Annotated in this window: 17 protein-coding genes; 5 read left to right on the top strand and 12 right to left on the bottom strand. The window is 73.9% G+C overall.

Annotated elements, in window-relative coordinates:
* Window position 1: 1 nt before the first annotated feature.
* Together CCO02nite_RS08565 and CCO02nite_RS08560 are read left to right on the top strand one after the other, a co-directional pair.
* Window positions 2-2,539, top strand: coding sequence for a carboxypeptidase-like regulatory domain-containing protein (locus tag CCO02nite_RS08565; protein ID WP_146842698.1), 2,538 nt, complete (start codon window positions 2-4; stop codon window positions 2,537-2,539).
* A gap of 83 nt (window positions 2,540-2,622) precedes the next feature.
* Window positions 2,623-8,847, top strand: coding sequence for a carboxypeptidase regulatory-like domain-containing protein (locus CCO02nite_RS08560; protein WP_146842697.1), 6,225 nt, complete (start codon window positions 2,623-2,625; stop codon window positions 8,845-8,847).
* 39 nt (window positions 8,848-8,886) lie between these two features.
* Here CCO02nite_RS08560 and CCO02nite_RS08555 read toward each other — a convergent pair whose 3' ends face one another.
* The 7 genes from CCO02nite_RS08555 to CCO02nite_RS08525 are packed head-to-tail and all read right to left on the bottom strand — an operon-like array spanning window position 8,887 to window position 14,904.
* Window positions 8,887-9,354 carry a hypothetical protein gene (locus CCO02nite_RS08555; protein WP_146842696.1) on the bottom strand — a complete coding sequence of 156 codons (468 nt, stop codon included), beginning with the start codon at window positions 9,352-9,354 and terminating at the stop codon, window positions 8,887-8,889.
* A complete protein-coding gene (locus CCO02nite_RS08550) occupies window positions 9,351-9,905 on the bottom strand; it encodes a phage tail protein (protein WP_146842695.1) in 555 nt (184 codons plus the stop codon). The genes CCO02nite_RS08555 and CCO02nite_RS08550 overlap by 4 nt, the downstream gene beginning before the upstream one ends.
* Window positions 9,902-11,842 (bottom strand): putative baseplate assembly protein, encoded by a 1,941-nt coding sequence (locus CCO02nite_RS08545; protein WP_146842694.1) that lies wholly within the window; start codon window positions 11,840-11,842, stop codon window positions 9,902-9,904. The genes CCO02nite_RS08550 and CCO02nite_RS08545 overlap by 4 nt, the downstream gene beginning before the upstream one ends.
* Window positions 11,842-12,258 (bottom strand): GPW/gp25 family protein, encoded by a 417-nt coding sequence (locus CCO02nite_RS08540; protein WP_146842693.1) that lies wholly within the window; start codon window positions 12,256-12,258, stop codon window positions 11,842-11,844. Before CCO02nite_RS08540 ends, CCO02nite_RS08545 begins: the two co-directional genes overlap by 1 nt.
* Window positions 12,258-14,027 carry a phage baseplate assembly protein V gene (locus CCO02nite_RS08535; protein ID WP_146842692.1) on the bottom strand — a complete coding sequence of 590 codons (1,770 nt, stop codon included), beginning with the start codon at window positions 14,025-14,027 and terminating at the stop codon, window positions 12,258-12,260. The genes CCO02nite_RS08540 and CCO02nite_RS08535 overlap by 1 nt, the downstream gene beginning before the upstream one ends.
* Window positions 14,024-14,677: a CIS tube protein gene (locus tag CCO02nite_RS08530; RefSeq protein ID WP_186812634.1), complete on the bottom strand. Its 654-nt coding sequence runs from the start codon at window positions 14,675-14,677 to the stop codon at window positions 14,024-14,026. Before CCO02nite_RS08530 ends, CCO02nite_RS08535 begins: the two co-directional genes overlap by 4 nt.
* The gene (locus tag CCO02nite_RS08525; RefSeq protein WP_146842691.1) at window positions 14,677-14,904 is read right to left on the bottom strand and encodes a hypothetical protein; all 228 of its coding nucleotides are present in this window, start codon (window positions 14,902-14,904) and stop codon (window positions 14,677-14,679) included. Before CCO02nite_RS08525 ends, CCO02nite_RS08530 begins: the two co-directional genes overlap by 1 nt.
* 520 nt (window positions 14,905-15,424) lie before the next feature.
* Between CCO02nite_RS08525 and CCO02nite_RS08520 the strand changes: the two genes are divergently transcribed.
* The gene (locus CCO02nite_RS08520; RefSeq protein WP_146842690.1) at window positions 15,425-16,186 is read left to right on the top strand and encodes a hypothetical protein; all 762 of its coding nucleotides are present in this window, start codon (window positions 15,425-15,427) and stop codon (window positions 16,184-16,186) included.
* A gap of 207 nt (window positions 16,187-16,393) precedes the next feature.
* Entirely contained in the window at window positions 16,394-16,801 is a 408-nt protein-coding gene (locus tag CCO02nite_RS08515; protein ID WP_146842689.1) for a hypothetical protein, read from the top strand.
* Between the two features lie 1,380 nt (window positions 16,802-18,181).
* Here CCO02nite_RS08515 and CCO02nite_RS08510 read toward each other — a convergent pair.
* The 5 genes from CCO02nite_RS08510 to CCO02nite_RS08495 are packed head-to-tail and all read right to left on the bottom strand — an operon-like array spanning window position 18,182 to window position 21,393.
* Complete coding sequence (locus tag CCO02nite_RS08510) at window positions 18,182-18,646, bottom strand: phage tail protein (protein WP_246117434.1); 465 nt, start codon at window positions 18,644-18,646, stop codon at window positions 18,182-18,184.
* Window positions 18,639-18,812, bottom strand: a complete 174-nt coding sequence (locus CCO02nite_RS15685) for a DUF6760 family protein (RefSeq protein WP_186812633.1) — start codon at window positions 18,810-18,812, stop codon at window positions 18,639-18,641. The genes CCO02nite_RS08510 and CCO02nite_RS15685 overlap by 8 nt, the downstream gene beginning before the upstream one ends.
* Window positions 18,813-18,818: 6 nt before the next feature.
* On the bottom strand, window positions 18,819-19,316 hold the full coding sequence (locus CCO02nite_RS08505; RefSeq protein WP_222593173.1) for a hypothetical protein: 498 nt from the start codon (window positions 19,314-19,316) through the stop codon (window positions 18,819-18,821).
* Window positions 19,313-19,792, bottom strand: coding sequence for a phage tail protein (locus CCO02nite_RS08500; RefSeq protein ID WP_146842688.1), 480 nt, complete (start codon window positions 19,790-19,792; stop codon window positions 19,313-19,315). The genes CCO02nite_RS08505 and CCO02nite_RS08500 overlap by 4 nt, the downstream gene beginning before the upstream one ends.
* Window positions 19,793-19,824: 32 nt before the next feature.
* Complete coding sequence (locus CCO02nite_RS08495) at window positions 19,825-21,393, bottom strand: phage tail sheath family protein (protein WP_146842687.1); 1,569 nt, start codon at window positions 21,391-21,393, stop codon at window positions 19,825-19,827.
* A 278-nt stretch (window positions 21,394-21,671) separates the two neighbouring features.
* Between CCO02nite_RS08495 and CCO02nite_RS08490 the strand changes: the two genes are divergently transcribed.
* On the top strand, window positions 21,672-24,311 hold the full coding sequence (locus CCO02nite_RS08490) for a helix-turn-helix transcriptional regulator (protein WP_146842686.1): 2,640 nt from the start codon (window positions 21,672-21,674) through the stop codon (window positions 24,309-24,311).
* The last annotated feature ends 2 nt before the right edge of the window (window positions 24,312-24,313 follow it).

Below are 24,313 nucleotides of genomic sequence, written 5' to 3'. Positions count from 1 at the left end.
CGTGCGCGTCGATCTCGAGCCCAGGCGCGTCGTCGCCCCGCCGCGAACGCCCGTCACCCTGCTCGCGACCGTCACGAACACGTCGGCGCTGATCACGGGCTACGAGGTGCGGGTGCTCGGCGCGGACCCGTCGTGGGTCAGCGTGGAACCCGCGGACCTGCGGCTGTTCCCCGACGAGACGGCCGCGGTCGCGGTCTCGATCACGCTGCCGGAAGGCGTGCCCGCGGGTGACCGACGTGTCGCCGTCCAGATCCGCGACGTGGCCGACGCGACGGTCGTCGCGGTCGAGGAGGTCGTGCTCGACGTGCCGCCCGTACCGCGGGCGACGGTCAGACTCGACCCGCCCACGGTCACGGCCGGCACCACCGGCACGTTCGCGGTTCTCGTGCACAACGAGGGGAACACGGTCCAGCACGGCCGCATCGTGGCGAAGGACCCCGAGGCGAAGACGACGTTCACGTTCCGCCCCGCGACCTTCTCGCTGCCGCCGGGGCAGAGCGCGACCCTCGCGCTCGCGGCCCAGGCCCGGCGCCCGTGGTTCGGCGACCCGGCGCTGCGTCCGTTCGAGCTGCGGCTCGACGGACCGAGCGCACCGCCGGCGGACGCCCCGCCGGCGTCGGCGGGCGTGTTCGTCCAGAAGCCCCGGTTCGGCCGCGGGCTGCTGGCGCTGCTCGGGCTGCTCTTCGCCGTGACGGTGTTCGCGGTCGTCATCACGATCGCACTGAGCTCGGTCGTCAACCGCTCGGCCGCGGACCGCGACCTCGCGCTGCAGGTCGCGCAGGCGCGTGACGCCGCCGCGGCGAAGGGGACGTCGTCGTTGTCCGGGACCGTCGTGGACATCTCCACGGGGGTGCCGGTCGCCGCGGTCGCGGTCGAGGTGTTCGGGTCCGACCCGGCCGAGCCGTTGACCGGGGTCTCGACCAGCGACGCCGGCACGTTCACGCTCGACGCCCTGCCGGCGGGCGACTACACGCTGCGGGTGCGCGGCGCCGGTTTCGACGAGACCTGGTACCCGGCCGCGCCCACGCAGGCGGACGCACAGCCGGTGACCGTCCAGGTCGGACAGGTCGCCTCCGGGCTGACGATCCTCGTCGGCGGCGTGCCCGCGACCATCTCCGGCACGGTGCTCGGCGAGGACGTGGGCGGTGCGACGCTCACGGTGCAGCTCCCGCTCGACGCGGACCCGCTGGCGGGCAACGTGCCCCCCGAGCCGGGGGAGGCGCCCTCGACCGCGGGGACGGACGGCGCGATCGTCCGTCAGTCGCCCATCGGGTCGGACGGCACGTTCGAGCTCACCGACCTGCCCTCGCCCGCCGTGTACGACCTCGTCGTGTCCAAGGAGGGCTACGCGAGCACCGTGCAGCGGGTCGACGTCGCGGCGGGCGAGGTCCGCACGGGCGTCCGGCTCCCGCTGCTCCAGGGCGACGGGTCCATCGCGGGGACGGTGAGCGGGTTCGACGGTCCGATCGGCGAGGCGAGCGTGGTCGCGAGCAACGGCCAGGTGGTCGTCGAGACTGTCACGGTCACCGAGGCGGGCGAGGCGGGCACGTTCGTCCTGCGCGGCCTGCCGACGCCAGGCACCTACACCGTCGTCGTCTCGGCCGAGGGCTACGCGGCGTCGACGCTCAACCTGACCCTCAGCGAGGGCCAGGCGCTCACGGGCGTCTCCGTGGTGCTCGGCCGCGACGAGGTCGCGATCGGTGGGAACGCGCGGCTCGAGGGTGGCGGCGGCGCGGGTGGCGTGAGCGTGACCGTCAGCGACGGCGCGCTCACCGTGCAGACCGTCACGCAGTCCACGGACCCCGTCGGAAGGTGGGACGTCACGGGCCTGCGGGTCCCGTCCACCTACACCGTGACGTTCGCCCGGGCCGACCTGCAGTCGCAGGTCGTCTCCGTGTCGGTCGACGCCTTCGGCAACGTGACCGCGGGCGCCTCGTCGTCGACGACGGTCGACGTCACGATGAAGGCGGCGCAGGCGAGCATCTCCGGCCGGGTCACCCAGACCACCCAGGGCGGTGGTGCGGTTCCCGCGGGCAACGTCCAGGTGACCGTGAGCTCGGGCTCGCAGCAGCGCGTCGTCTACACGGCGTCCGAGGCCAACGGCTCGGTCGCGGTGGGCGACTACGTCGTGGACGGACTCGACCCCGGCACCTACACCGTGACGTTCACCAGGTCGGGCACGCGCGCGAACTCCAAGATCGTCGTGCTGACGGCCGCGCAGCAGCTCGACCTCCCGATGCTGCTCGAGGCGCCCGCCGGGATCGAGGTCACCGTCAGGCATGCGGGCGGCGGTTCCGTCGCGGGTCTCGCGGTGCTGCTGTACCGCGCCTCGGAGTACGGCACGGCGGCCCAGCCGGTGCTGGTCGGGACCACCGACGCGTCGGGTGCGTACGACTTCGTGGACGTCGACGCACCCGAGAACTACATCGTCGAGGTACGCACCACCGTCGACGGAGCGGTGCTCGCGACCTCGGAGCCGATCACGCTCAAGGCGAGCCAGATCGCGTCACTACCGATCACGATCACCGACGACGACTGACACGACCTGCCCGCAGCACCACGCGAAGGCCACCCGGCAGAGCACCCGAGACCGTTCCGAGATCGCATCAGACAGGAGGAGACATGGCACCCGAGCCGACCCGCCGCCCCGCCGTGTCCGTGCTGGTCGAGGCCGGTGTGCACGCTGCTCCCGGCGCGACCGCCACGCAGCGAGTCCACGTCCGCAACGTCGCCGGCGTGCCGCTCGACCTCCTGCTGACGGTCGTCGGGCTCGAGGGCGGCTGGCAGCCGGCGCCGATCGCGGTGCCGGGGGTCGACCCCGACGCGACCGTCACCGTGGAGCTCGCGATGGTGCCGCCGGTCGGCGTGGCCGCCGGTGACTACCCGTTCCTGCTGACGGTCGAGTCGCGTTCGCCCGACGGGCAGCACCGCACCTCGACCGCGGACGGATCGCTGCGCATCGACGGCGGCTCGGGCCTCGTCCTGACGGTCGAGCCCGCGGACTCGCGCGCGGTCCGCAGCCGGCGGGTCGACGTGCTGCTCGCCAACGGCGGCGACGCACCGGCCCGCGTGCGCCTGGACGCGGTCACGGGCGACGGCAAGGACATCAAGGTGCGGCTCGACCGCACCGACGTCGACGTCCCTCCGCACTCGAGCCTGCGCGTGGGTGCGCGTGCGCGGGTCACGCGGGCGCGGCTCGTCGGCCAACCGCGGCGGATGCCGTTCCGCATCGTCGCGACGGGCGAGCGCGCCCCCCAGCGCTTCGACGCCACCTTCACCGCCCGGCCGCTGCTCGTCGGCGGGATGCTCCGCATCGCCGCGATCGTCGGGATCACCGTCCTGTGGGTGGGGCTCGTGCTGGCCGCGCTGCCGTGGGTGTCGCAGCGCTTCGACGGCTCCCGCGTGGCCGCGAGCCCGACGCAGAGCGCCACGCCCACCGCGGGTGCCTCCGACGGCACCGGCGGGCCGGGCACGGGCGGGGACGACGGGAGCGGGGACGGCGACGGCGGTGACGACGACGTGCCCGACGGCGTCGTGCCCGACGGCGTGCGGGTCGCCGGGGTCGTCACCTCGAGCGACCCGGGCGGCGTGACCGTCCAGCTGCTGCCCGCCTCGACGGTGACGGCCGACGAGGCCGAGGGTGCCGGCGGCGAGCTGCCGGACGCGGGTCCCGGTGCGTCGCTCCCGGCCGGGTCCGCGGCGGGTGCGCTGGCGGCACCGGGCACCCAGGGCGACGTCGGCAAGGTCTCGTCGTCCAGCCTGTCCGCCGCGGTGAACGGCGAGTCGAACCAGCGGATGAGCACGGTCACCGGCGCCGACGGCACCTGGGCCTTCGGCGGGCTGTCCTCGTCGGGCCGCTACCTCGTCGTGCTCGCGAAGCCCGGCTACCAGACCGTCCGCTACTGGGTGACCGGTGCCGAGGCGGCCGCGACGCCGCTCGAGCTCGAGATGACGCCCGGCAAGGGTCGGCTCTCCGGGACCGTGACGAGCTCGGGCGGCGCCGCCGGCGGCGTCGTCGTGACCATCTCGGACGGCACGACCACCGTGACCACGCGGTCGGCCACGTCGGGTCGGATCGGGCACTGGGAGGTCGACGGCCTCGCGACACCGACGACGTACCTCGTCTCGGCGTCCTCCGACACGCTCGGCACCCAGGCGGCCCTGGTGAGCCTCGGCGCCGCCCAGGAGCGCTCCGTCGACCTGCGGATGGACCCCAGCGTCCGGACGCTGTCCGGCTGGGTCGAGGGGCGCGGCAAGGGCGACGCCGCGGGCCAGCCCCTCGGGGGCGTCACCGTCACGGCCGTCGCAGGCAGCGTCGTGCGCACCGCGACGACGACGACGAAGGACAACCCGGGCCTGTTCGTGCTGCCCGACCTGCCGGTCCCGGCGACCTACACGCTCACGCTCAGCGCCGACGGGTACGCGACCGAGACGCGGCAGCTGACGCTCGGCACCGGCGGCTCCGCCGCGCTGCACCTGAACATGGCGAAGCTCGGCGGTGTCGTGCGCGGGGACGTGGTCGACGCCGACACCCTGGAACGGATCGGCGCCGCGGGCGTGACCCTCTCGGGTCCGAACGGCTCGTTCAAGACCATGTCGACGTCGATCGGCGCGGAGGATGAGGGGTTCCGGTTCGACGGCATCCCCTCCGGCCAGTACGTGCTCACGGCGGAGTCGTTCGGGAGCGAGCCGGCCTCGGCGCAGGTCGTCGTCGTCGACGGCGGGACCAGGACGCAGGACCTGATGCTGACGCCGATCGAGAACGACGGCCTGGTCGACGGGTCGACGATCGTCGGTCGCGTCACCGACGCCGCCACGGGCGGCCGGATCGAGTGCCCGCACCCGCGCCCGGGCGAGAAGTGCGAGGTCACGGTCACGACGCTCGCGCGTAGCTCGGCGGGCACCAGGACGATCACCACCACGGCGGGCCCGGACGACCCGTACACGCTGCCGGACGACGGCAGCGGCCTGTACCCCGGCCTGTACCGGCTGACGATCTCCGCCCCCGGCTACGAGGACGGCCACGTCGAGGTTCGCGTGGCGATGGACCAGGACGTCGAGGCGGCGACGGTCCCGCTCTACCCGTCGCCGTCGATCAACGGCTCCGTCTCGCCCCGCATCGGCGTGGTCTCGACGTCGACCTGCGTCGTGGCGGTCCCGACCGGCGGGGACGCCCCCGACGCGGACCCGTGCAAGCCCGGCACCGTCGCCGACACCTGCGACAGCGAGACCGGCTTCTGCGCCTTCATCGGGGTCAACGGAGGCTACGAGCTCGACCGGTTGCCCGCGGGACGGTACGAGGTCTACGCCGTACCTCCCGCAGGGGGGGAGTACCTCTCGCCCAGCCCCGTGACGGTCGCCGTGGCGGGTGGCGACGCGCGCCGGGTGGACTTCACGCTCGACCGGTACGGCGTCGTGTTCGCGACCGTCCTGATGGCGGACGCGTCCGGGGCGCTGCGACCCGCCGACGGCGCGCGCGTCGAGGCCGTCGGCCCGGGCGGCACGACGACCGCGAACACCGACTCGAACGGCATCGCGCGGCTCGCCGGGCTGCACCCGGGCACGTTCGACCTGACCGCCGACCTGGCGGGCGCCGACGGCGAGTCGCTCGGGTTGCAGGTGGGCCTCAACCAGGAGGTGCAGGCCCGCATCGTGCTCTCGAAGCCGGTCGGGTCGGTCTCCGCCCGGGTCGTCACGTACCTCGAGACCGGCGTCCCCCTGGGGGTCGGTGGCGCGTCGGTGCAGATCACGGGCGTCGTCGGGTACGACGACCTGATCCCCGTCCTGGACACCAGGACCGGTACGACCGACGACAACGGATGGCTGCAGATCTGCACGAGCGGTTGCACGCCCGGGCCCGGCGTCGTCGTCATCGGGCTGGTCGAGGACTCGATGGACCTCGTGATCACCGCCACCGGCTACACGACGGCGCGCCTCAACGGCACCCCGGTCGCGGACCTCGCGGCCTACGAGCTGGCGCCCAAGGGCCGGCACTTCGGCGGCACGATCAGCTTCGTGCCCGCGAGTGCCGCGCCCGGTGCCGGCACCACGCCGTCGCTCGCGGACATCACGTTCGACGTGATCTCCGCGCCACCCGGCACCGGCCAGATCGTCGTGCGGGCGGTCGTCGGGGACGACGGCCAGCCGACGTTGCAGTGGAGCGACTCCGCGCAGCCGATCGACCCGACGGGTGGCCGCCTCGTCCGGCCCGGGAACTACGTGATCCAGGCCAGGCTCGCGGGATGGTCGAGCGAGCCGAAGTCGTTCACGGTGCCCGTGGACGCGCCGGACGAGCCCGCCTACGCGCCGCCCGCGATCACGATGACGAAGTACGGCCAGCTGCTCCTGGCGTTCAAGACGGACGGCCCGACCGGGAGCCCCGCGGCCGTCGACGTCACGGGTGTCACCGTCGTCGTCGACGGGTTCGACCCGCGGACCACGGCGCCGGGTGTCAGCACGGTCGATTTCGGGTTCCTGCCGCCGACGACGTACCACGTCACCGCGTACGCGGCGGGCTTCGACGTGTTCACCGGTGACATCGTGCTGCCGGCCGGCGGCACGCCCGCTGCCATCAACCTCGTGCGGCTCGGCACGCTCACCGGGAAGGCGACCTCGGTCGTCTACACGTCGACGCGTACCGTCGCCAACGCGCTGGTCACGGTCACGAAGGACGGCACGTCGTTCGAGACGACGACCGGTGCGAGCGGCATCTACACCGTCACCGGCACGTCCCAGGTCGCGGGTCTCAAGCCGGGCGCCTGGAACGTGTCCGTGGTCGCGCCGGGCTACCAGCCCTGGTCCACCAGGCCGGCCCCGGTGACGAGCCCCGACGTCGCAGACCCGGTGATCCCCCCGATCGCCACGTCCACGCCCGCCCAGCGCACCGTCGAGCAGAACGTCCTGCTCGTCGCCGAGACGGGCTCGCTGACGATCAACACGGGCAACTCGTCGGGACCCGTGACGAACCTGACCGTCAAGCTCACGTACCGCGTCGACTCGGTGGTCAACGAGGTCACGCTGGCCTGCGGGCCGATCGACTGCGACGGCGGTGCCGGGCAGTGGAAGTTCGACAACCTCCAGCCGTACTCGTACTCGCTCAACATCACGTCGTCCGAGTACGCGCCCGTGACCCTGTCGCTGGACATCGCGGCGGGTGAGGACAAGGTCCTCGACGTCAACATCACCCGGCCGGGCTCCGCCGTGCAGGGCACGGTGAACCAGCTCAACGCGGACGGCACCACGTCCGCCGTCGAGGGCGCCGTCGTCGAGCTGCTCGCGGACGGCACGAGCGTCGCCGACTTCACGACCCTCGCCGACGGGCACTACCAGTTCACGGGCGTCCAGGACGGCACCTACACCGTGCGCGCGACGACACCCGGCGGGCTCACCGCGGAGAAGGTCGTCAGCGTCGCACCGGGTCAGACGTTCGTCGTCGACCTCGTGGTGACCGAGGCGACCCACTCGCTCACCGTCAACGTCAACTCGTCGGGTGCCGACCTCACGGGCGCGCTCGTCACGCTCGCGTCCGCCGCCGGACCGACGTTCGCGGCGCAGCCCGTCGTGCGCACCACCGGCAACCAGTTCACGACGACGTTCCAGCAGGTGCCGCCGGGCAGCTGGACGGCGACCGTGCGCGGCCCGGCGGGGCACCTGGGCACCTACACAGGTGCACCGGTGACGGTCCCGACAGTCAGCACGACGTCGATCAACGTCAACGAGACCCAGGTGGTGCTGCGGGCGATCGCGGGTGCGACCGGGCTCGACACGCTGTCCGCGACGGTCACGCCGTCGGAGCAGGAGGACCAGGCACGCACCTTCGTGCTCGCCGTCAACGGCAGCGACACGACGGTCTGGATCCCGCGCGACGGCGCCCAGGTCACAGCGAGCGCGACCGGCTGGGAGATCGACGTCTCACCGTCCACGACCCCGACCGTGCCGGAGGACGCGACCTACCAGCTCGTCAGGCTCACCGCGCTGCGCAGCACCACGACCACCATGTCCGGCGTGCCGGACGCGGTGACCAGGCCCGGGACCTTCAGCGTCGACGCGACCGTGACGGTCGCCGGTGGTACGACACCCGTCACCTCCGGCACCGTGCGTCTCGAGCGGCGCGACGGCACCGACTGGGTGCCGGCGTCCGGCGCGGTGTCGCTCGACGCCGACGGTGCCGTGAGCATCACGTCCGAGGCGACGACAGGCGGAGCGGGCGGGTGGCCCCTGGGCAACGCGACGCTGCGCGTGGCGTACCTGGGCGCGACGGGCCTGCGTGCGTCCACCTCCGGGACGGACACGATCATGGTGCAGGCGGCGACGACGACGGTCCTGGCCTACGCCGGGGGCGAGCTCACCGCGACCGTGAGCTCCAGCGCGGGGGGCACGATCACCGGCACGGTCACGTTCGCGGCCAGGTCCGGCAGCGGCGACCCGTGGACGACCGTCTGCGCGTCGGTCGCCGTCTCGGGCGGCACCGCGGACTGCGCCTACGCGCCGACGTCGGACATGGAGACCCGGGCGACCTTCTCCTCGACCGGCAGCTGGGCGACGTCCCAGTCGTCGACGGTCGTCGTCGCCGGTGTGCGGCCGACGACGACCGTGCTCTCCTGGGCGTCCGGCACGCTCACGGCGCGGGTGACGTCGACCGTGAGCGGCACGGTGGCGGGCTCCGTCCTCTTCCAGACCCGGACCGGCACCACGGGGGCGTGGACCGACGCCTGCACCGTCGCGCTGGCAGCCGGCGAGGCGACGTGCGCGTTCGCGCCCACCGCGGCGTCGCAGGCGCGAGCCACGTTCACGGGAACGGCTCCGTGGCGCAACTCGGACGACGGTCCGATCGCGGTCACACCCTGACCGCGGTCCCGGGCAGCTTCCGACGGGTGGGACCTGCCGCTAGACCAGCCAGACGATCAGGAGGGTGACGGCCACGCTGACGGTGGCGGTCAGGACGACGACCCACCAGGTGTCCGGGTGGTCGCAGGGGATCTGCTCAGGGGGTGCCTGGACCACGACGACGGGCTGAGGCGCCGGCGGTGCGGGGACAGGAGCCGGCGGTGGGGGCGTCATGGACTCACCGCAGCGGACGCAGGTGACGGCCGTGGGTGAGTTCAGCTCGGCGCAGGAGGGGCAGGCGAGCGTCGAGGCCAGGACGGAGCCGGAGGCGCCGGGTGCGCGCCAGCGGGCGTCGTCGGACTCGTCCTCGGCGAGCGCCGAGGACTGCGGCCGGGCCCAGAACAGCGGGTAGTCGCACGACGGGCAGAAGTCGCTGGCGAGGCGAGCGGTCGCCCGCACGGCCGAGACGGTGCCGCACTCCGGGCAGGTGACCTGCAGCATGTCCCCAGTCGCGTCGAGGTCCGTCATGACGCCAGCTCTCCTTCGTCGTCCTGCTCGAGCAGTGGCCACGCGCGGCGGCCGCCGATGCGGACCTCCACGTGCACGTGGGCCGGGACCTCGTCGAGGACGAGAGCCAGGAAGTCCCGTTCCGTGAGCGGTCCCGTCGACTCGACCTCGAGAACCACCCACGCGGGACCCTCCGGCGCCGCTCCCTCGTGGAAGACCCCGCCGCCCTCGGTGACCTGCACGGACCCGCCCGCGTAGAGCTCGAGCAACGCGGTCAGACCCGTCACGGTGCCGCGCCACTGCAGCGCGGCAGCCGATGTCCGCAGGATACGTCGCTGCACGTCCGGCGGGTAGGAGGGGTCGATCCCGGGCATCCCGAGCCACTGCGCGAGGTGGCGCACCATCGCGGTCGGCGTGACGTCGGGGTCCGCGAGGTACGGCATGTTGTCGGCGTGCTGCAGCAGCGTCTCGGCCTCGGTCTGGAAGATCGAGACGAAGCGCACGAAGAAGTCCTCCGCCAGCATGCCGTAGGGCAGCTGGCGCAGCAGCCAGTCCGACGTGCGCGCGCTCACCGCACCACCACGCGATGGTCGGCCGAGAGGAACAGCGCGTGCTCGGCCAGCGGGATCGACTCGCGTCCGCCGCCGATGCGTCGGCCGGTGCGCAGGTCGTACTCGAAGAGCTGCAGCTCGTCGACCGCGAGCACGCCGTCGATACCCTCGATCACCTGGGCGACCGCGGTCGCGGTGAGCGGTGCGTCGAAGGGCCAGCCGCCGCCGTCGGGGCCGCCGGTGAGCGGGTGGACGAACCGGGTGAGCGCGTCCGAGATGCGCTGACGCACCATCGCCGCGGGGCGGCCGGGCAGCGTGCGGACGAGCGCCGCGACGCTGACACCCTGGTAGAAGGGCGTGCCGACCTCGACGGGTACGCCCACCATGCGGCGGGCGTCGAGTGCGTCCGCGACCTCGTCGAACAGCTCCGCGGAGAGCGCGAAGTCGTCGATCCGGTGCGTGCGCGGGTCGGTGCGCACCTGCGGCACGACGAGCACGCGCACCACCGCCGAGCCGCTCGAGGACGCCGGCAGGCACCGGGCCCGGGCGACCTCGATCGACGCCTGACGGGTGAGCGCCTCGAAGTCGGACGCCGTCACGGCCCGCTGACCCGTGCGCAACGTGAGCGGACCGCGGAGCTTGGCCTCGGCGACGGTCTCCGCGTCGACGCCGCCGCGGGCGGCGCGGGCGTTGCTCACCGACGCGACGAACGGCACGCCGCTGCGCAGCGCCGTCAGCGTGCGCGCACCGACGTTGCCACGGACGCCGCCGCCGGTGCGGTACGAGGTCACGCGGATCTCGGCACCGTCGGGTGGGACGGCGCCGTGCTGGCGCACCAGGCCGTCGGGGTGCCGGACAGCCGGGCCGAAGCGGACCTCACCCGTGGTCGAGTCCCAGACCACGTGGTGGTCCGTCGGGCCCGACGACGCGAAGTCGGGCACCTCGTCCCAGCGCTGGGTGCGACCGCGGACGACGACGTGCACACCCTCCTCGTCGCGCCGCTGCGCGACCGGCGAGTCCGACACGGTGAACGACTGCCCGGGCACGCCCGTGGAGCGGCCGAGCAGCTCACCGGGGTGCGTCGTCGCGTGCTCCGCCGCGACGGTGATCCCGAGCGCGACGATCGACGCCGACGCGATCCGCGGCGACGCCGCATACGTCGGCTGGCCCGGCTGCGGGCGCATGAGACGGGCGCGCACCCAGTGCGCGAGCACGCCGCCGACGAGCAGGGGCTCGTGCCGCGGCGGCAGGAGCAGCAGCACCGAGCCCGCCTTGTTCAGGCCGCCCGTGCTGTCGGACTCGACCTGGCACGCGACCCACGCCTCGCCGTCCCACACCTCCCAGGCGAGCGGCGGGTTCGTCGGGTCCACGCCGATGCCCTCGGCCCGCGCGGACAGGTCGAGGCGCACCGCGTAGCCGCCCATGGACTCGCGGGCGCCGAGGTAGATCGCGTCGCCGGGGGCGACGGGTGTCGACGTGAAGCACAGGGCCGACGCGCCGGGGACCGTCAGGTCCTCCCAGACGTCGAGCGCCTGGCCGTCACCGTTGACCGCCTGCGCCGCGACGAGGACCGGGGGCGCGACGGCCGCCTCGACGTTCGTCGTGAACACGACCGGGTTCTCACCGGCGGTCGCGACCTCGGTGCCGGCGGGGACGGGGACGATCCGGTCCGCCGGGGCCGACAGCCAGAACGTCAGGTCGGCCCGAGCCACGCTCGGCGGGAACGGCTCGATCCCGACGAGGTTGAGGAAATGGACGTACATCCGGTCCGGCACCTGGTTGACCCGGAACAGGACCATCTCCGACATCCAGGCGAACAGCTCGATGAGCGCGACGCCGGGGTCCGACACGTTGTGGTTGGTCCACTCGGGCGTGAACCTGGGGATGAGGCGCTTGGTCTCGTCGACGATGTCCTGGAACGAACGGTCGTCGAGGTGCGGGGGCTCGAGGGGCGGCATCAGGAGTCCTCACGGGGGATGACGTAGAACGGGTAGACGAGGTTGCGCTGGTCGTTGGTCGACTTCACGCGGTAGGTGATGGCGATCTGGACGAGGGCGGAGTCGTCGTCGTCCTGCACGGGGCGCACGTCCTCGACCTCGATGCGCGGCTCCCACTGGGCGAGCGCGTCGCGCACCGCCTGGGAGATGAGCCCGACGAGGTTCGCATTGACCGGCTCGAAGAGCAGGTCCCAGATCCGGCAGCCGAACTGCGGGCGCATCAGGCGCTCGCCGGGCGCGGTGAGCAGGACCACCCGGATCGCGTCGTCGATGTCGCCACCGCGTGCGCTCAGGGCGATCGAGCCGGTGTGGTCGACGCCGAGCGGCCAGGCGAAGCCGCGGCCGACGAAGTCCGGGGTGGTGGTGAGGTCGCTCATCAGTTGATCTTCACCATCGCTCCCTTGACCTCGGTGATCCCGGTGGCTTCGAACGACGCCGTCGCGTTCGCCTTCACCGAGACCTTCGTGCCCTGCACGGCCACGCTGTTGGTGGCGGTGAGCTCGACCTTGTCCATGGCCTTGACGATCACGCTCTTGGTCGCGTCGAGCGTGATCTCGGAGCCCTTGATCGTGATCGCACCCTTGCCGTCGAACACCATCGACGACGAATCTCCCACGGTGAGCTTGAGCGGCACGCCCCCCTTCGCGAGGAGCTCGACTCCCGTCTTGCCGATCTTCAGGCTCTGGTCCTGGCCCGCCACCTCGACGAGGATGAACGACTCTGCGTCCTGGTCACCCTCGGACAGGTGGATGACGTGCCCGCTGTTCGTCTGGATCACGTGCCCGACGATCTTGCCGTCCTTGACCACCGAGGTGCCGGGCACCGCGGCCTTCTCGCTGAACAGTCCGCCGAGGACCACGGGCCGGGCGACGTCGTCGTTCTCGAACCCGACCAGCACCTCGTCGCCCACGCTCGGCAGGAACACGTGACCCCGGTTCGAGCCCGCACCCATCTGCAGCACGCGCGCCCACGACGAGCGCGCGAGGTCGCTCGCGGTCGCGAAGCCGACGCGGACGCGGCCCAGGTTCTCGGGGTCCTGCACGTCGTCGACGATCGCGACGACGAGCCCGCTGCGCAGGAAGCTCGACGACGGCGCGGCCTGGGCCCACGGGTCGGACAGGCGCACGGGGTCCCGGTCGCCCGCGACGAACGAGGTCCGTGCGCCGTCGGGGCTGTAGTGGTGCGTGACCTCGCGGACGTAGTAGGTGCCGTTGCCGGGACCGGCGCCGTCGATCGTGACCAGCCCGCCGACCTGCAGCCCGGGGGTGATCGAGGCGCGCCCCTGCGCCGTCACGCGTCCGGTGCGCGCGGCGATGCCGGCGGCGAGCGCACGTGCCTCCGAGGCGGACGAGAGGCCGATCCGGGTGTCGGTGCGGGTGAGCTGCGGTGAGCCGCTCCCGGGTGTGACCCCGGACCGCGAGCTCGGCGAGGTCGCCGTCCCGACGACGGCCTGCTGCGAGACGGGGTCCCAGCCGCGCACGGTGACGCTCGTCGTGGCGTCGCCGACCTGCCGCACGGTGAACGACTGCAGGGAGCCGGGCAGCGTGAGCGACTCCGTGCCCGTCCCCGGAGCCGTCCCCGAGTCGGCGGGCCAGATGGCGAACGTGCTGCCCGCGACCGCCCAGTCGAGCCCGTAGCGCTCCGTGATCTCCGCGATCAGGCCCAGTGCGCTGCCGTTGCGCAGCACGAACGGGAGCGTCGCCGTCGGCAGGCCGGACTCCTCCAGCCGCAGCGGGGAGATCACGAGCTTGCGGACGACCTCCTGCAGGCTCATCGAGTGGTACGTCGTCGCGTCGCTCGTCCGGGTGAGGCCGGTCGCGAGGTCGTCGGCGACGACGACGAGCCGTGCACCCGAGCGCCCGCCCTCGCTCGTGAGCGACGTGACCGTGCCCTGGAAGAGAGCGTCGCCCGCGAGGCTCGACACCGTGACCTCGGCACCGAGCGAGACGGATCCCGACGACGCGAGACCGTACTCGAGGTCGTCGAACGTGATCGTGGTGCGCCCGATGCTCCGCAGCCCCGACTGCACCCGGACGTCCACGAGCGCACGACCCCAGGTGTCGTCGAGCTCCTGCCCGTCGAACTTGACCGTCGGCCAGGTCTCCTGGACGAGCTGCGCCGCCGGGGACGCCGACGTCGTGGTCATGCGTCGATCCTCGGCACCGTCAGCAACGTGCCGGGACGCAGCGAGAGCGGGTCGGCGATCCCGTTCGCGGCGGCGAGCGCACGCCAGCGGGTGGAGTCGCCGTAGTAGCGGGCGGCGATCCGGTCGAGCGTCTCGCCCGACTGCACCCGGTGGACGCGGTGCGGCTTCGGCGTCCCCGACGTGGGGTTCTGCCGGCCGAAGGCCTGGGACGGCTCGTACTGCCGCAGCGTGAGCGCGATGGTCGCGCGCAGCGGCGTGCCGGTGCCCGAGAAGTACGTGAACGCCAGGTCGAGGTCGGCGACGACCGCCTTGAACGAGTGCAGGTCACCCCAGTGGAACGTGACGTACGGGGGTCGGAGGTTGTGGCTCGCCTCGTCCGACCCGGGCAGCGCCGGGTCGATGTCCATCAGCGAGACGATCTTGCCCGTGTACGCGGTCACCGCCGTGCCGTCGTGCGTGGTGTCGAAGAACAGGTCGACCCGCAGCACGCCGGACTCCGCGCCCGTGAACCGCAGCTTCGGCACGTCCCGGCCCGGGACGGAGTCACCCGCCCACGAGTTGCTGCGCGTGATCTGCAGCTGCGCGGGGTTGAACAGGCACGGGATCCGCTCGCCGCCCTCGACCTCCAGGAACGCCTTCTCCACGGCCATCAGAACACCTCCGTCCCGCGCCGCCACGAGCGTCGCTCGGTCTCTTCCTCGAGCCGCCGCTCGACGAGCTGCAGCACGTGGTCGTCCAGCTCCTCGCGGCGCCACCGCTCGAGCCGCGCGACGACGCGCTTCTCGACGGTCGTCACGATCGACTCGGTGTCGAACTCGGTCGGTACGGGTCCGGGTCCGGACCCCGGGCCGGCCGGGGCCGTCGTCGGCAGGCTCATGGTGCCTCCTGGGGAGCTGGTCGTGGCACGGTGCCCACCTGCCGGTCGTGACCCGCGGGGTCCGGACGGCGAGGCGCCGGTCCACGGCGTGGCAGGCGGTGCACCGGGCGGGCCGCCTTGCGGAGCGCCCGGGGTCGAGCCGGACGAGGGACGGATGCCGCGCTGCCACGTGCGGGGCGCGGCGGGGGCGTCGAGGGTGCCCGTACTGCGGCGTACCACCGTGCGAGGCGGCAGCATCGCCCACGACGAGGGCAGCGACGGAGCACCGGCGGCGGAGGCGGGCGCGGACGGGGCGAGGCCGGGACCCGCGAGTTGTCCGGGGGCGAGGGCTCCGGAACCGAGCGGGCCGGTTCCGAGTGAGCCGGTACCGGGGGAGCTGGTTCCGAACGGGCTGGTTCCGAGTGGGCTGGTCGCGAGCGCCTCGGCGGCGAGGGCCGTGGCGGACAACCTCGCGGGCGTTCCCGCACCGACCGGGGGCCGAGCTTCGCCACGTGCCGCCGGACCGGGACCGTGCGACGAGGTGGCGACGGGGCCCGTCGGGCGCCAGGCGCCGCGCTCGCTCGCGCGACGCACCGGACCCCGCGCGGCGGACCGTGGCTCGGTCGGACGCAGCGGCGAACGGCGGACGGTCGCCGACGACTGGGGTCCGCGCGCGGCGGTGGTCGCGGTGGCCGGCGGAGGTGGTGCGGGGCGGGAGGTCGCTCCCGTGACCGGTCGGATCGGCTCGGACACCATGCCGGCGACGACGTGGCCGGGACCGCGGCGCGCGGAGCGGGCGGGCTCCCAAGAGGCGGGCGTGGCCAGGGCCGACCAGTCCACCTCCGTGGCGCGGCGGACCGGGGCGCCCACCGCAGCGACCGCGGCCCCTGCGGTCGCGGCCGAGCCTGCCGGCGGCTGCGCCGTGCGGGTCGAGTCCGACGGCGCGGCCGCCGGGCCTGCGGTCGTCGTCGTGGACGCCGTGCCCGGCGCGCTCGCGGAGGCGCTCCCCGCACTTCTCGTCGGGGTGCTCGCGGCAGAGCTTGTCGGGGTGCTCGTCGGAGTGCTCGTCGGGGTGCTCGCCGTGCCGACGACCGACGACCCGGCCCGGGTGCCGGACCGGGAGCCGGCCGAGCCGTACGACGAGGTCGCGGGGCCGCCGGCCGACGCGCCCGCGAGGGACTGCGACGACGAGCGGGTGCTGCGCCGCGCGACGGCGGACGTCGCGTCGGCAGGGAGCCCGCGCAGAGAGGCGGGCGGCGCGGGCCGGGCCGCCGTTCGCGCCACGGCGATGTCCTCCGCCTGAGCTGAGCGTGCGCCCGCCCAGCGGGTCGCCCGGCGCAGCGTCACGGGCTCGATGCCGAGCCCGCGCTGGGAGCTGTCCACCCAGTCCGGCCGGTGACCCGTGCGGCGGTGGCCCCCGCCGGGCAGGTGCCCGACCGAACGGCGGACGGCCGGAGCAGACGCTGCCGCCGATGGTGCCGCCGATGGTGCCGCCGACGGTGCAGCCGCCGTGGCTGCGGGAGCCGAGCCGGTCGATGCCGGGCGAGCGGTGCTGGTCGCCGATCCGCGGACCGCGGGTGAGCCGTCGGCGCGCGCCGGCGCCGACGCTCCGACCGTCGATCTGGCCGTCGAGGTGGCCGTGGCCGAGGTGGCCGCAGCTGCCGCGACCGTGTTGCTCGCCGACGAGGCGGTCGTCGTTCCGGCACCGACTGCCGCACGGGCGTCGGCATGCGTCGGAGCCGATGCGGCGCTTCGCGCTGCGGCCGTGCTGGACGCAGCGCCGGTCGCGGTCGTGGTGCCATCGGGCGGTGGGGCGACCGGTCGGGAGGCGGGCGTCGCCCCGGCCGGTCCGCGGACGGCCGCGGCGGCGCTGCCCGGCGCGACCGAGGATCGGGCGCGACGGGTCGGGTCGGCGTGAACCGTCTCGTGCGGGCGGTGCCGGTCGCGAGCCCCGTCGGCCCCCGCGAAGAGGCGCCGGACGGCACCCCGCAGGCCGCGGCCGGCGGTCGAGGGAAGCGGCTCGGCGGCGGAGCCGTCCCGGGTGCTCGCGCCGAGCGCTCGGCGCAGCGGCGAGACGCTTGCCCCGCCACTGCTCGCCGGTTCGGCGAGGCTCGAGGTCGCGACGGCGCCCGGAGCGGAGGTCGCGGGTGCCGGGACGGTCGCCGGAGTCGGTGCGGAGGCGGGTGGCACGGCCGGAGCCGGTGCGGAGGCGGGTGGCAGGGCCGGAGCCGGTGCGGAGGCGGGTGGCACGGCCGGAGCCGGTGCGGCCGCCGAGGCAGGGCCGACGGTGCCGTCCGCCGCGGAACGAGCGGCGAGCGGTGGGTTCGCGGCGGCGCGCGCGGTCCCGGAGCCGGCCGCGGGGGTGCCGGTCGCAGGCGCAGGCACAGGCGCGAGTGCGGTGGCTGCGGGCACGCTCGTCGGACGTGTGCGCGCGACGCGCGCGTCGGTGAGGGCGGCCGCCCGGACGCGGCGGCGCAGGAAGCGCCCGCGTGCGCGTACGACCGATGCCGGTCCGCCGGGCCCGGGAGCGGGGGTCGAACCGGTGGACGGCGACGTCGGCACGGACTGCTGCGCGGCGGCCGGCTGGCCCGACGAGGCTGTCGGGGTGGAGGTCGTCGGACCCGTCGCGGGCGAGCGCCGTACCGGCGTGAACGTCGTCGTGGAGTGCGAGGGAGTCCGGTCCGCCGGGCCGCTGGGCGGCACGGACGACGACGAGGGTCCGGACCCCGAGGCGTTCCCCGGGTGGCCGGCGCCCGGTGGTCCGGTCGGTCGGACCGGCACCCGGGACACCGAGCGCGGACGGGCGCCGTCGGAGGCGGTGACCATGCTCCCGGCCGCGCGCGCGCCGGGGTCCACGCGGGCGCGGATCGTCTGCGGGGCGAGACGTTCACGGACGCTGCCGGGCCTGCGCTCGCCGCCGGGTGCGTGGTCGACCATCCGCGGGAGCCCCCGGGGGATCGACGCGGCCTCGGTCGCGGCGTCCGGGTGGGCGGTGGCGCGCAGGGGTGCGACCTGCGACCACCAGCGCGGCGGCGCGGCGTCGGTCGGCGTGCGGTGCACCGGGACGGCCGCGGCGGGACCCGCCAGGGCGCGGCGGATCTCGACGGGACGGCCCCAGCCGCGCGCGAACCGGGTGGACGACGACGCGAGCGAGCCGATCGGCGCGGGGCGCCTGCGACCCAGAGCGGGGCCGGGTCGGCGCAGACGCGCGGCGACTGCGCGCCCGAGCCGCGTCGGGTCGAGGTGCTCGCGCTCGGCGGCGGCGGCGCCCGCGGTCTCGTCGGTCGTCATCGTCGGCTCACTGCGTCTGGGCCCGGAAGCCGTTGTGCGCGACCTCGAGGGTCTCGACGAGCGCATCGCTCGCCTGGACCGAGAGGTGGGGGCCGGACCAGGCGACGGCGAACACGCCGTCGAGGGACCACGAGCGCAGCCGGGTGCCCTGGTGGTCGATGACGGTGACCGCGCCGGTGGCGCGGGTGAGCTTGTTCTGGTTCGCGGCGAACCCGTCGCCCGACGCCTTGCCGACCCAGGTGAACAGGGCGTCCGAGTCGACGAGGCCGCGCCGGAACACGAGGTTCGGCCAGCGCAGCACGCCCGGGAACCGGTGCGCGTACTGGTTCTGGCCGCCCTCCACGTACTCCTGCGTGCTCACGCTCACCTCGAGGCCGCTGACCTCGAGGAACGTACCGATCGGGACGCCGTCGACCTCGAACAGGAAGTTCGCGGAGACCGGGGCGTCGCCGCCCAGGGGGCCGTCAGGCACTCTCTCTCACCGCCTCCCACGCTCGGGCGTTCATGGCGGACACGGCGCGCACCATCCGCACGCGGTCCAGGTGCTCGAGGTCGAGCAGATCGGACAGCGGCCAGTGCAGGTGGTACGCCAGGTAGGCGATCTCCTGCCAGAGCACGTCGACGGGATAGCGCAGCATCGAATCCTACTGACGCGCCTCGGAGCGGATCTCCTCGATCGAGGCACGGCCCGGCCGCGGAGCCGGCGGCGCGGCCTGCTCCCCGACCGCGGGCTCCGCGACCGCGGGCTGCTCGGGCGCGCCGGCGGGCGCCGGGGTCTCGTCGGACGAGACCCCGGGCGCCTGACCGAACGCGCGCTGTGCTGCGACGAACTCCTCGAACTCCTCCTGGCTACCGAAGTTGATCACTCCGTAGAAGTCCTGGAGGTAGGCCAGGTCGGCCGCGAAGAGACCTTCGATCTCGTGCGCGGTGACCATGGACAGCGTGCCGAGGGACTCCACCACCCGGGCGAGCACCACGATCGTCAGGCGCGGGTCGTCCGGACCCGTGATCGTGGGGTCACGCAGCGGCTCGAGCTCGTCGCGCGCTGTGGCGAGCCGCATCACACCGTCCCGGTGGACGCCGCCATCGCGGTCGACGTACCCCCGGGGCAGCGTGAACTCGTACCGGGTGCGCAGGCTCACTTGACGCGGGCCAGCGACTCGACGGTGAGGGTGATGGTCTCCTTGACCGGGTCGTTCGACTCGACCGAGAGCTGGTCGGTCGAGATCTTGCTCGGCCAGCCGTTGGTGAAGTTGAACCGGGCGACCTCGGCGTTGGTGGAGTCGTACATGACGATCGAGCCGTTCTTGCGGTTGTTCGTCCGGTCGGAGAGCAGGATGCCCTTGTCGCGGATGTCGTTGAACCAGCCCCAGAGCTTGTCCGACGTGCTGTCGGCCGGCGCCATGCGGACCATCTGGATGTCGGGGGCCTTGGTGGACTTGCCGAGCGTCTTGATGACCTGGGCCTTGCCGTTCGCGCCGGCCTGCTCGATCGAGACGACCTCGACCTCGACGTCGAGCCCGGAGACCGAGCTGAGGATCGACACGACCGCACCGTCGATCTCGAGGAAGAAGTTCTGCGAGACGATCGGGTCGGTGTTGATCAGTGCACTGGGCATCTAGGTGATCCTGTCTGTGAGTTCTCGGCGCGTCAGGACGCGGTCTGCTTGTTCTGGCTGATGCGGAAGATGACGAACTCGGCGGGCTTGACCGGCGCGATGCCGACCTCGACGACGAGCTTGCCCGCGTCGATCGACTCCGGCGGGTTCGTCTCCGCGTCGCACTTCACGAAGAACGCCTGGTCCGGCGAGGCGCCGAACAGGGCGCCGGCCTGCCACAGGCCGCGCAGGTAGGCGTTCAGCGTGCGCTTGACGCCCTCCCACAGTGCGACGTCGTTCGGCTCGAAGACGGCCCACTGGGTGCCCGTGAGGATCGTCGACTCGACCATGTTGAACAGGCGGCGCACGTTGATGTACTGCCAGTCGGTGTCCGACGAGAGGGTGCGCGCACCCCACACGCGGATGCCGCGCGTGCCGAACGGGCGGATCGCGTTGATGCCGATCGGGTTCAGCAGACCCTGCTCGTTCTGCGTGATCGAGCGCTCGACGTCGAGGACACCCCGGATCGTGTCGTTGGCCGGGGCCTTCCACACGCCGCGCGTCTCGTCGGTGCGCGCCCACACGCCCGCGACGTGGCCCGACGGCGGCACGAGGATCTCGCTGTTGCCGTTGGTGCCGGTCGGGTTCTCGACCTTGATCCAGGGGTAGTACAGCGTCGCGAAGGCGGAGTCGTACTGCGCGGCGTCCGAACGCCACTCCTTGACCTGCTGCGGGGTCATCCCGGGAGGCGCGTCGAGGATGGCGACACGGTTCGCGTGCAGCTCGCAGTGCGCGATCAGGCTGGTCTGGACGGCCTTCCAGAGGCCGAGGTCGATCGACCCGTCCTCCTTGGTCGCGGCGGTCAGCAGGTCGGGCACGACGACGATCGTCACGTCCTCCGCGATCGCGAGACCGTTGATGCCCGAACGGCTCGACTCCGAGCCCGCGAACTTGCGGCCCGAGACCGGCACCGGCACCGGCGCGGCCTTCTCGAGCCGGTACTGGCCGGGCTTGAGGATCTCGAGCTGGCTCGACAGGTCGACGTCGTCCGCGAGCTTGATCTCGACCTTGACCTTCGTCGAGGTCTTGTTGATCACCGTCGCCGCGTCACGCGGGCCGCCGATGGTCAGGTCGTCGAAGCGCTCGACCTCCTCGCCGCCGTCGACGATCGTGATCGTGAACGGCGCGGGGCCGTCCTCGTCGTCGGACGAGTCCGCCGTGGAGACGAGGACGGAGAGCTCGGCGTCGGGCTCGACCGACTCGATCGCCAGCGGCAGACCGAGCGAACGGTCCAGCGCGGGCAGCTCGAGGCGCGACGGCTCGCCCGCCGGCTCGGCGTTCGGGATGCGCACGATGTACGCGACCTGACCGCCGTTGAGGAAGTAGCCGTACACCGACAGCGGGAGCAGGGCGCCCTCGACGAAGCCGCCGTACAGCGCCTCGTACTGGTTCCAGCTGGTGACGATCCGCGGCGCGAGGCCCTGCGGGTCGTTGGGGTCGTCGCTCGGCGCCTGCGCCGTGAATCCGACGAATGCGGCGACCGCGGTCGGGGCCGATGCGAGGACCTTCTGGGAGGAGGGAACCTCCTCGACGTACACGCCTGGCGCTGTGTAAGTGGGCACTGGCCATCCTTCTTTCGGAACGGCCCCCGCGTGAGGCATGCACCGGCGCGGGGTGGTCTGGAGACGCGGGTGTGTCCCGTCGAGGCTAGGAACGGGCGGGTCCGGGAGGCATCGGTAATCGCTACGCAACCGCGTGGCGCGGCTCCATTGCCCGTCCGGAGCCGCCGGTTGACCGGGTGAACATCGCCCGGACTGCGAGACGGCGCCCGGATGGGTGACGAGCACGGCCCGACGCCGGGGATGATGGGCGCAGCCCCGTCGGACGAAAGGCCTTCCGCGTGACTCCGCTCAACCGCCCGGCAGCGCACCACGGTGCGAGCCTGCCCACGCAGGGGACGGTCGAGGGCCGCCCGGCTCTGCCCACCCAGGCCGGCAGCCCGTGGCTGATGCCCGAGTCGCGCCGCCTCGTCGTCGAGAACGTGCGGGAGTCGCTCGAGGCCGGGCGCAGCGTGCTCGTCGTCGGGGAGGCCGGCGTCGGCAAGACCGCGCTCGCCGCGCGAGCCCTCGAACGCCTCTGCGCGCGCGGACAGGGGTCGGCGCCCGTCGTCGTCGCGCTGTCCGGGGCCGCCACCCGTCACGGCATCCCGCTCGCCGCGCTCGAGCCGCTGCTCGGCGACGACGGTCTGCTCGCGATGGGCAGCTTCGCGCGCACCGTTCGCGCGCTGTCGGCCTCGCTCGCCGAGCGGGCGTCCGGCGCGCCCGTGGTGCTGCGCGTCGACGACGCGCACCTGCTCGACGACGCGTCCGCGCAGGCGCTCGCCTGGCTCGTGCGCCAGGGCGACGTGCTGCTGGTCGCGACCTGCCGGCAGGCCGGCGCCGCCGAGTCGCCGTGGCTCGAGCTGTGGAAGGACGAGGTCGTCGAGCGCATCGACGTCGACCCGTTCACCGCCGTCGAGATGGAGCAGTGGCTCGTCGCGGAGCTGGGCGGCCCGACGACGGTCGACACCGTGCGCCGCGTGTGGGGCGAGACCCGCGGCAACGTCTTCCACGCGCGTGAGCTCGTCCGCTCGCAGCGCGCCGCCGGGGCCATGCGGGAGAGCGACGGCGTGTGGGTGTGGACGGGTCGCGCCGTTCCCGGCAGCCGCCTCATCGAGGTCGTCGAGAACGACACCGCCCGGCTCTCGCCGGAGGCGCGCCGCGCGCTCGAGGTCGTCGCGCTGCTGTGCCCGACGCCGATGAGCCTCCTGCTCGACGTCGTGCCGCGCACCGCGGTCGACGAGCTGACTCACGCGGGCGTCGCGACCCTGCGGGCGCAGCCGTCCGCGGCCGGCGGCAACGACCTGGTGGTCGACCTCGCGCACGCGCTGTACGCCGAGGCCGTGCGGGCCGGCATCTCCGGGGGTCGCCGCCGCGAGGTGCTCGACGCCGTCGCCGGCTCCGCGCACACCTCGTCGGGCATGCCGCTGGTGAGGTCCGTGGTGCTGGCACTCGACGCGGGCCTCGTCGTCGGACCCGCCCGGCTCCGTGCCGCCGTCGACGCGGCCTTCGAGCTGCAGCAGCCCGAGACCGTGGTGCAGATGGTCGACGTCGTGCTGCGCGTCACGGAGCCCGGCACCCTCGACTCCGCAGAGCTGCTGCTCCTGCGCGCCGAGGCGCGCTGGGCGATGAGCGAGCTTGCCCTCGCGGAACGTGACGCACGCGATGCGCTCGCGGTGATCGGCCTGCTGCTCCCGGAGCGGCCCGCGTGCGCCGAGGTCTACGTGCGCGGTGTGCAGCTGGTCGCCGCGCTCGTGCAGTACGGGGACGACGACGTCGACGGTGCAGTCACCGCGCTCGACGAGGCCGCCGCGACGATCGTGCACGCCGGCGCAGCCACTCGCTGGGTCGAGGAGCTCACCACGGCACGCCTCGTCCGGTACGGCTTCGGCGGCCGGCACGCCGAGACGCGCGACGAGGCGCTCGCGGTGCTCGCGGACCCGCGCACGCCGGCGTCCGCCGTGCGGCTCGTCGCGCCGACCGCGCTCGGGCTCGCGCACGCCGGGAGGTTCGCCGAGGCGCGCGGTCTGTGCGAGCGGTACCTGCCCGTGGCGCGTGCGCACGGCGACCACTACCGCTGGGCGGCCGGCGAGATCGTGACGGCCGCGTTCACCGTGGTCCTGTGGGCGGGCTGGCTCGACGAGCTCGAGGACGCCGCCGGCGCACTCGACCCGGAGAGCCCCGTGGTCCTGGACTGGGTCGCGGCCCAGGCGGGTCGCGGCTTCGTCGGGATCGCACGTGGCGCCTGGTCCCAGGCGGCGGGCGACCTGCGCGCCGCCAACGCGCGACTGCGGCTGAGCGACCGCGGCGGCATGTGGGGCTACACGGGCGCCGCCGAGGCGCTCGCGAACGCCGCGTCGGGCTCGACGGCCCTCGCCCGGCGCCAGCTCGAGCAGCTCGCGACGACGCCGCCGCGCTCCGCCGCCGTGTACGACGGCGAGGTCCGGCTGCTGCGTCTGGACACGCTCGCCTGGCTGCGCGACCCCGGGGTCGCCGACGAGGCGCGCACGTTGGCCTCGTGGGCCCGCGCGAACGGCTACGCACGCATCGAGCTCGAGGCGCTGCACCGGCTGGTGCGCTCCGGCGCGTCGGCCGTCGACGTCGGCCCCCGCGTCGAGGCGCTGGCCGCAGTCGTGCAGGGGCCCCGTGCGGCAGCCGTCGCCGCGCACGTCGACGCGCTCGGCGCCGCGGACCCTGACCTGGCGCGGATCGCCGAGCGGGACCTCAACCGGTGCGGCCTGTGGCTGCCGACGACCGAGCCGGCGATCGCGCTGACCCCGCGCGAGCGGGAGATCGCGGCGCTGGCGGCCGGCGGCATGACGTCGCGCGCGATCGCCGCGCGGCTGACCCTGTCCGTGCGGACCGTCGACTCGCACCTCGCGCGCGTCTTCGCGAAGACCGGAGTCCACTCACGTGAGGACCTGACGGCGGTGCTGAGATGACG

Origin of the sequence: Cellulomonas composti, from assembly GCF_007990245.1 — a bacterium.
Lineage (GTDB): Bacteria > Actinomycetota > Actinomycetes > Actinomycetales > Cellulomonadaceae > Cellulomonas > Cellulomonas composti.
Note: the sequence above shows the minus strand (reverse complement) of the source record. Positions and strands in the feature narration are given on the sequence as shown.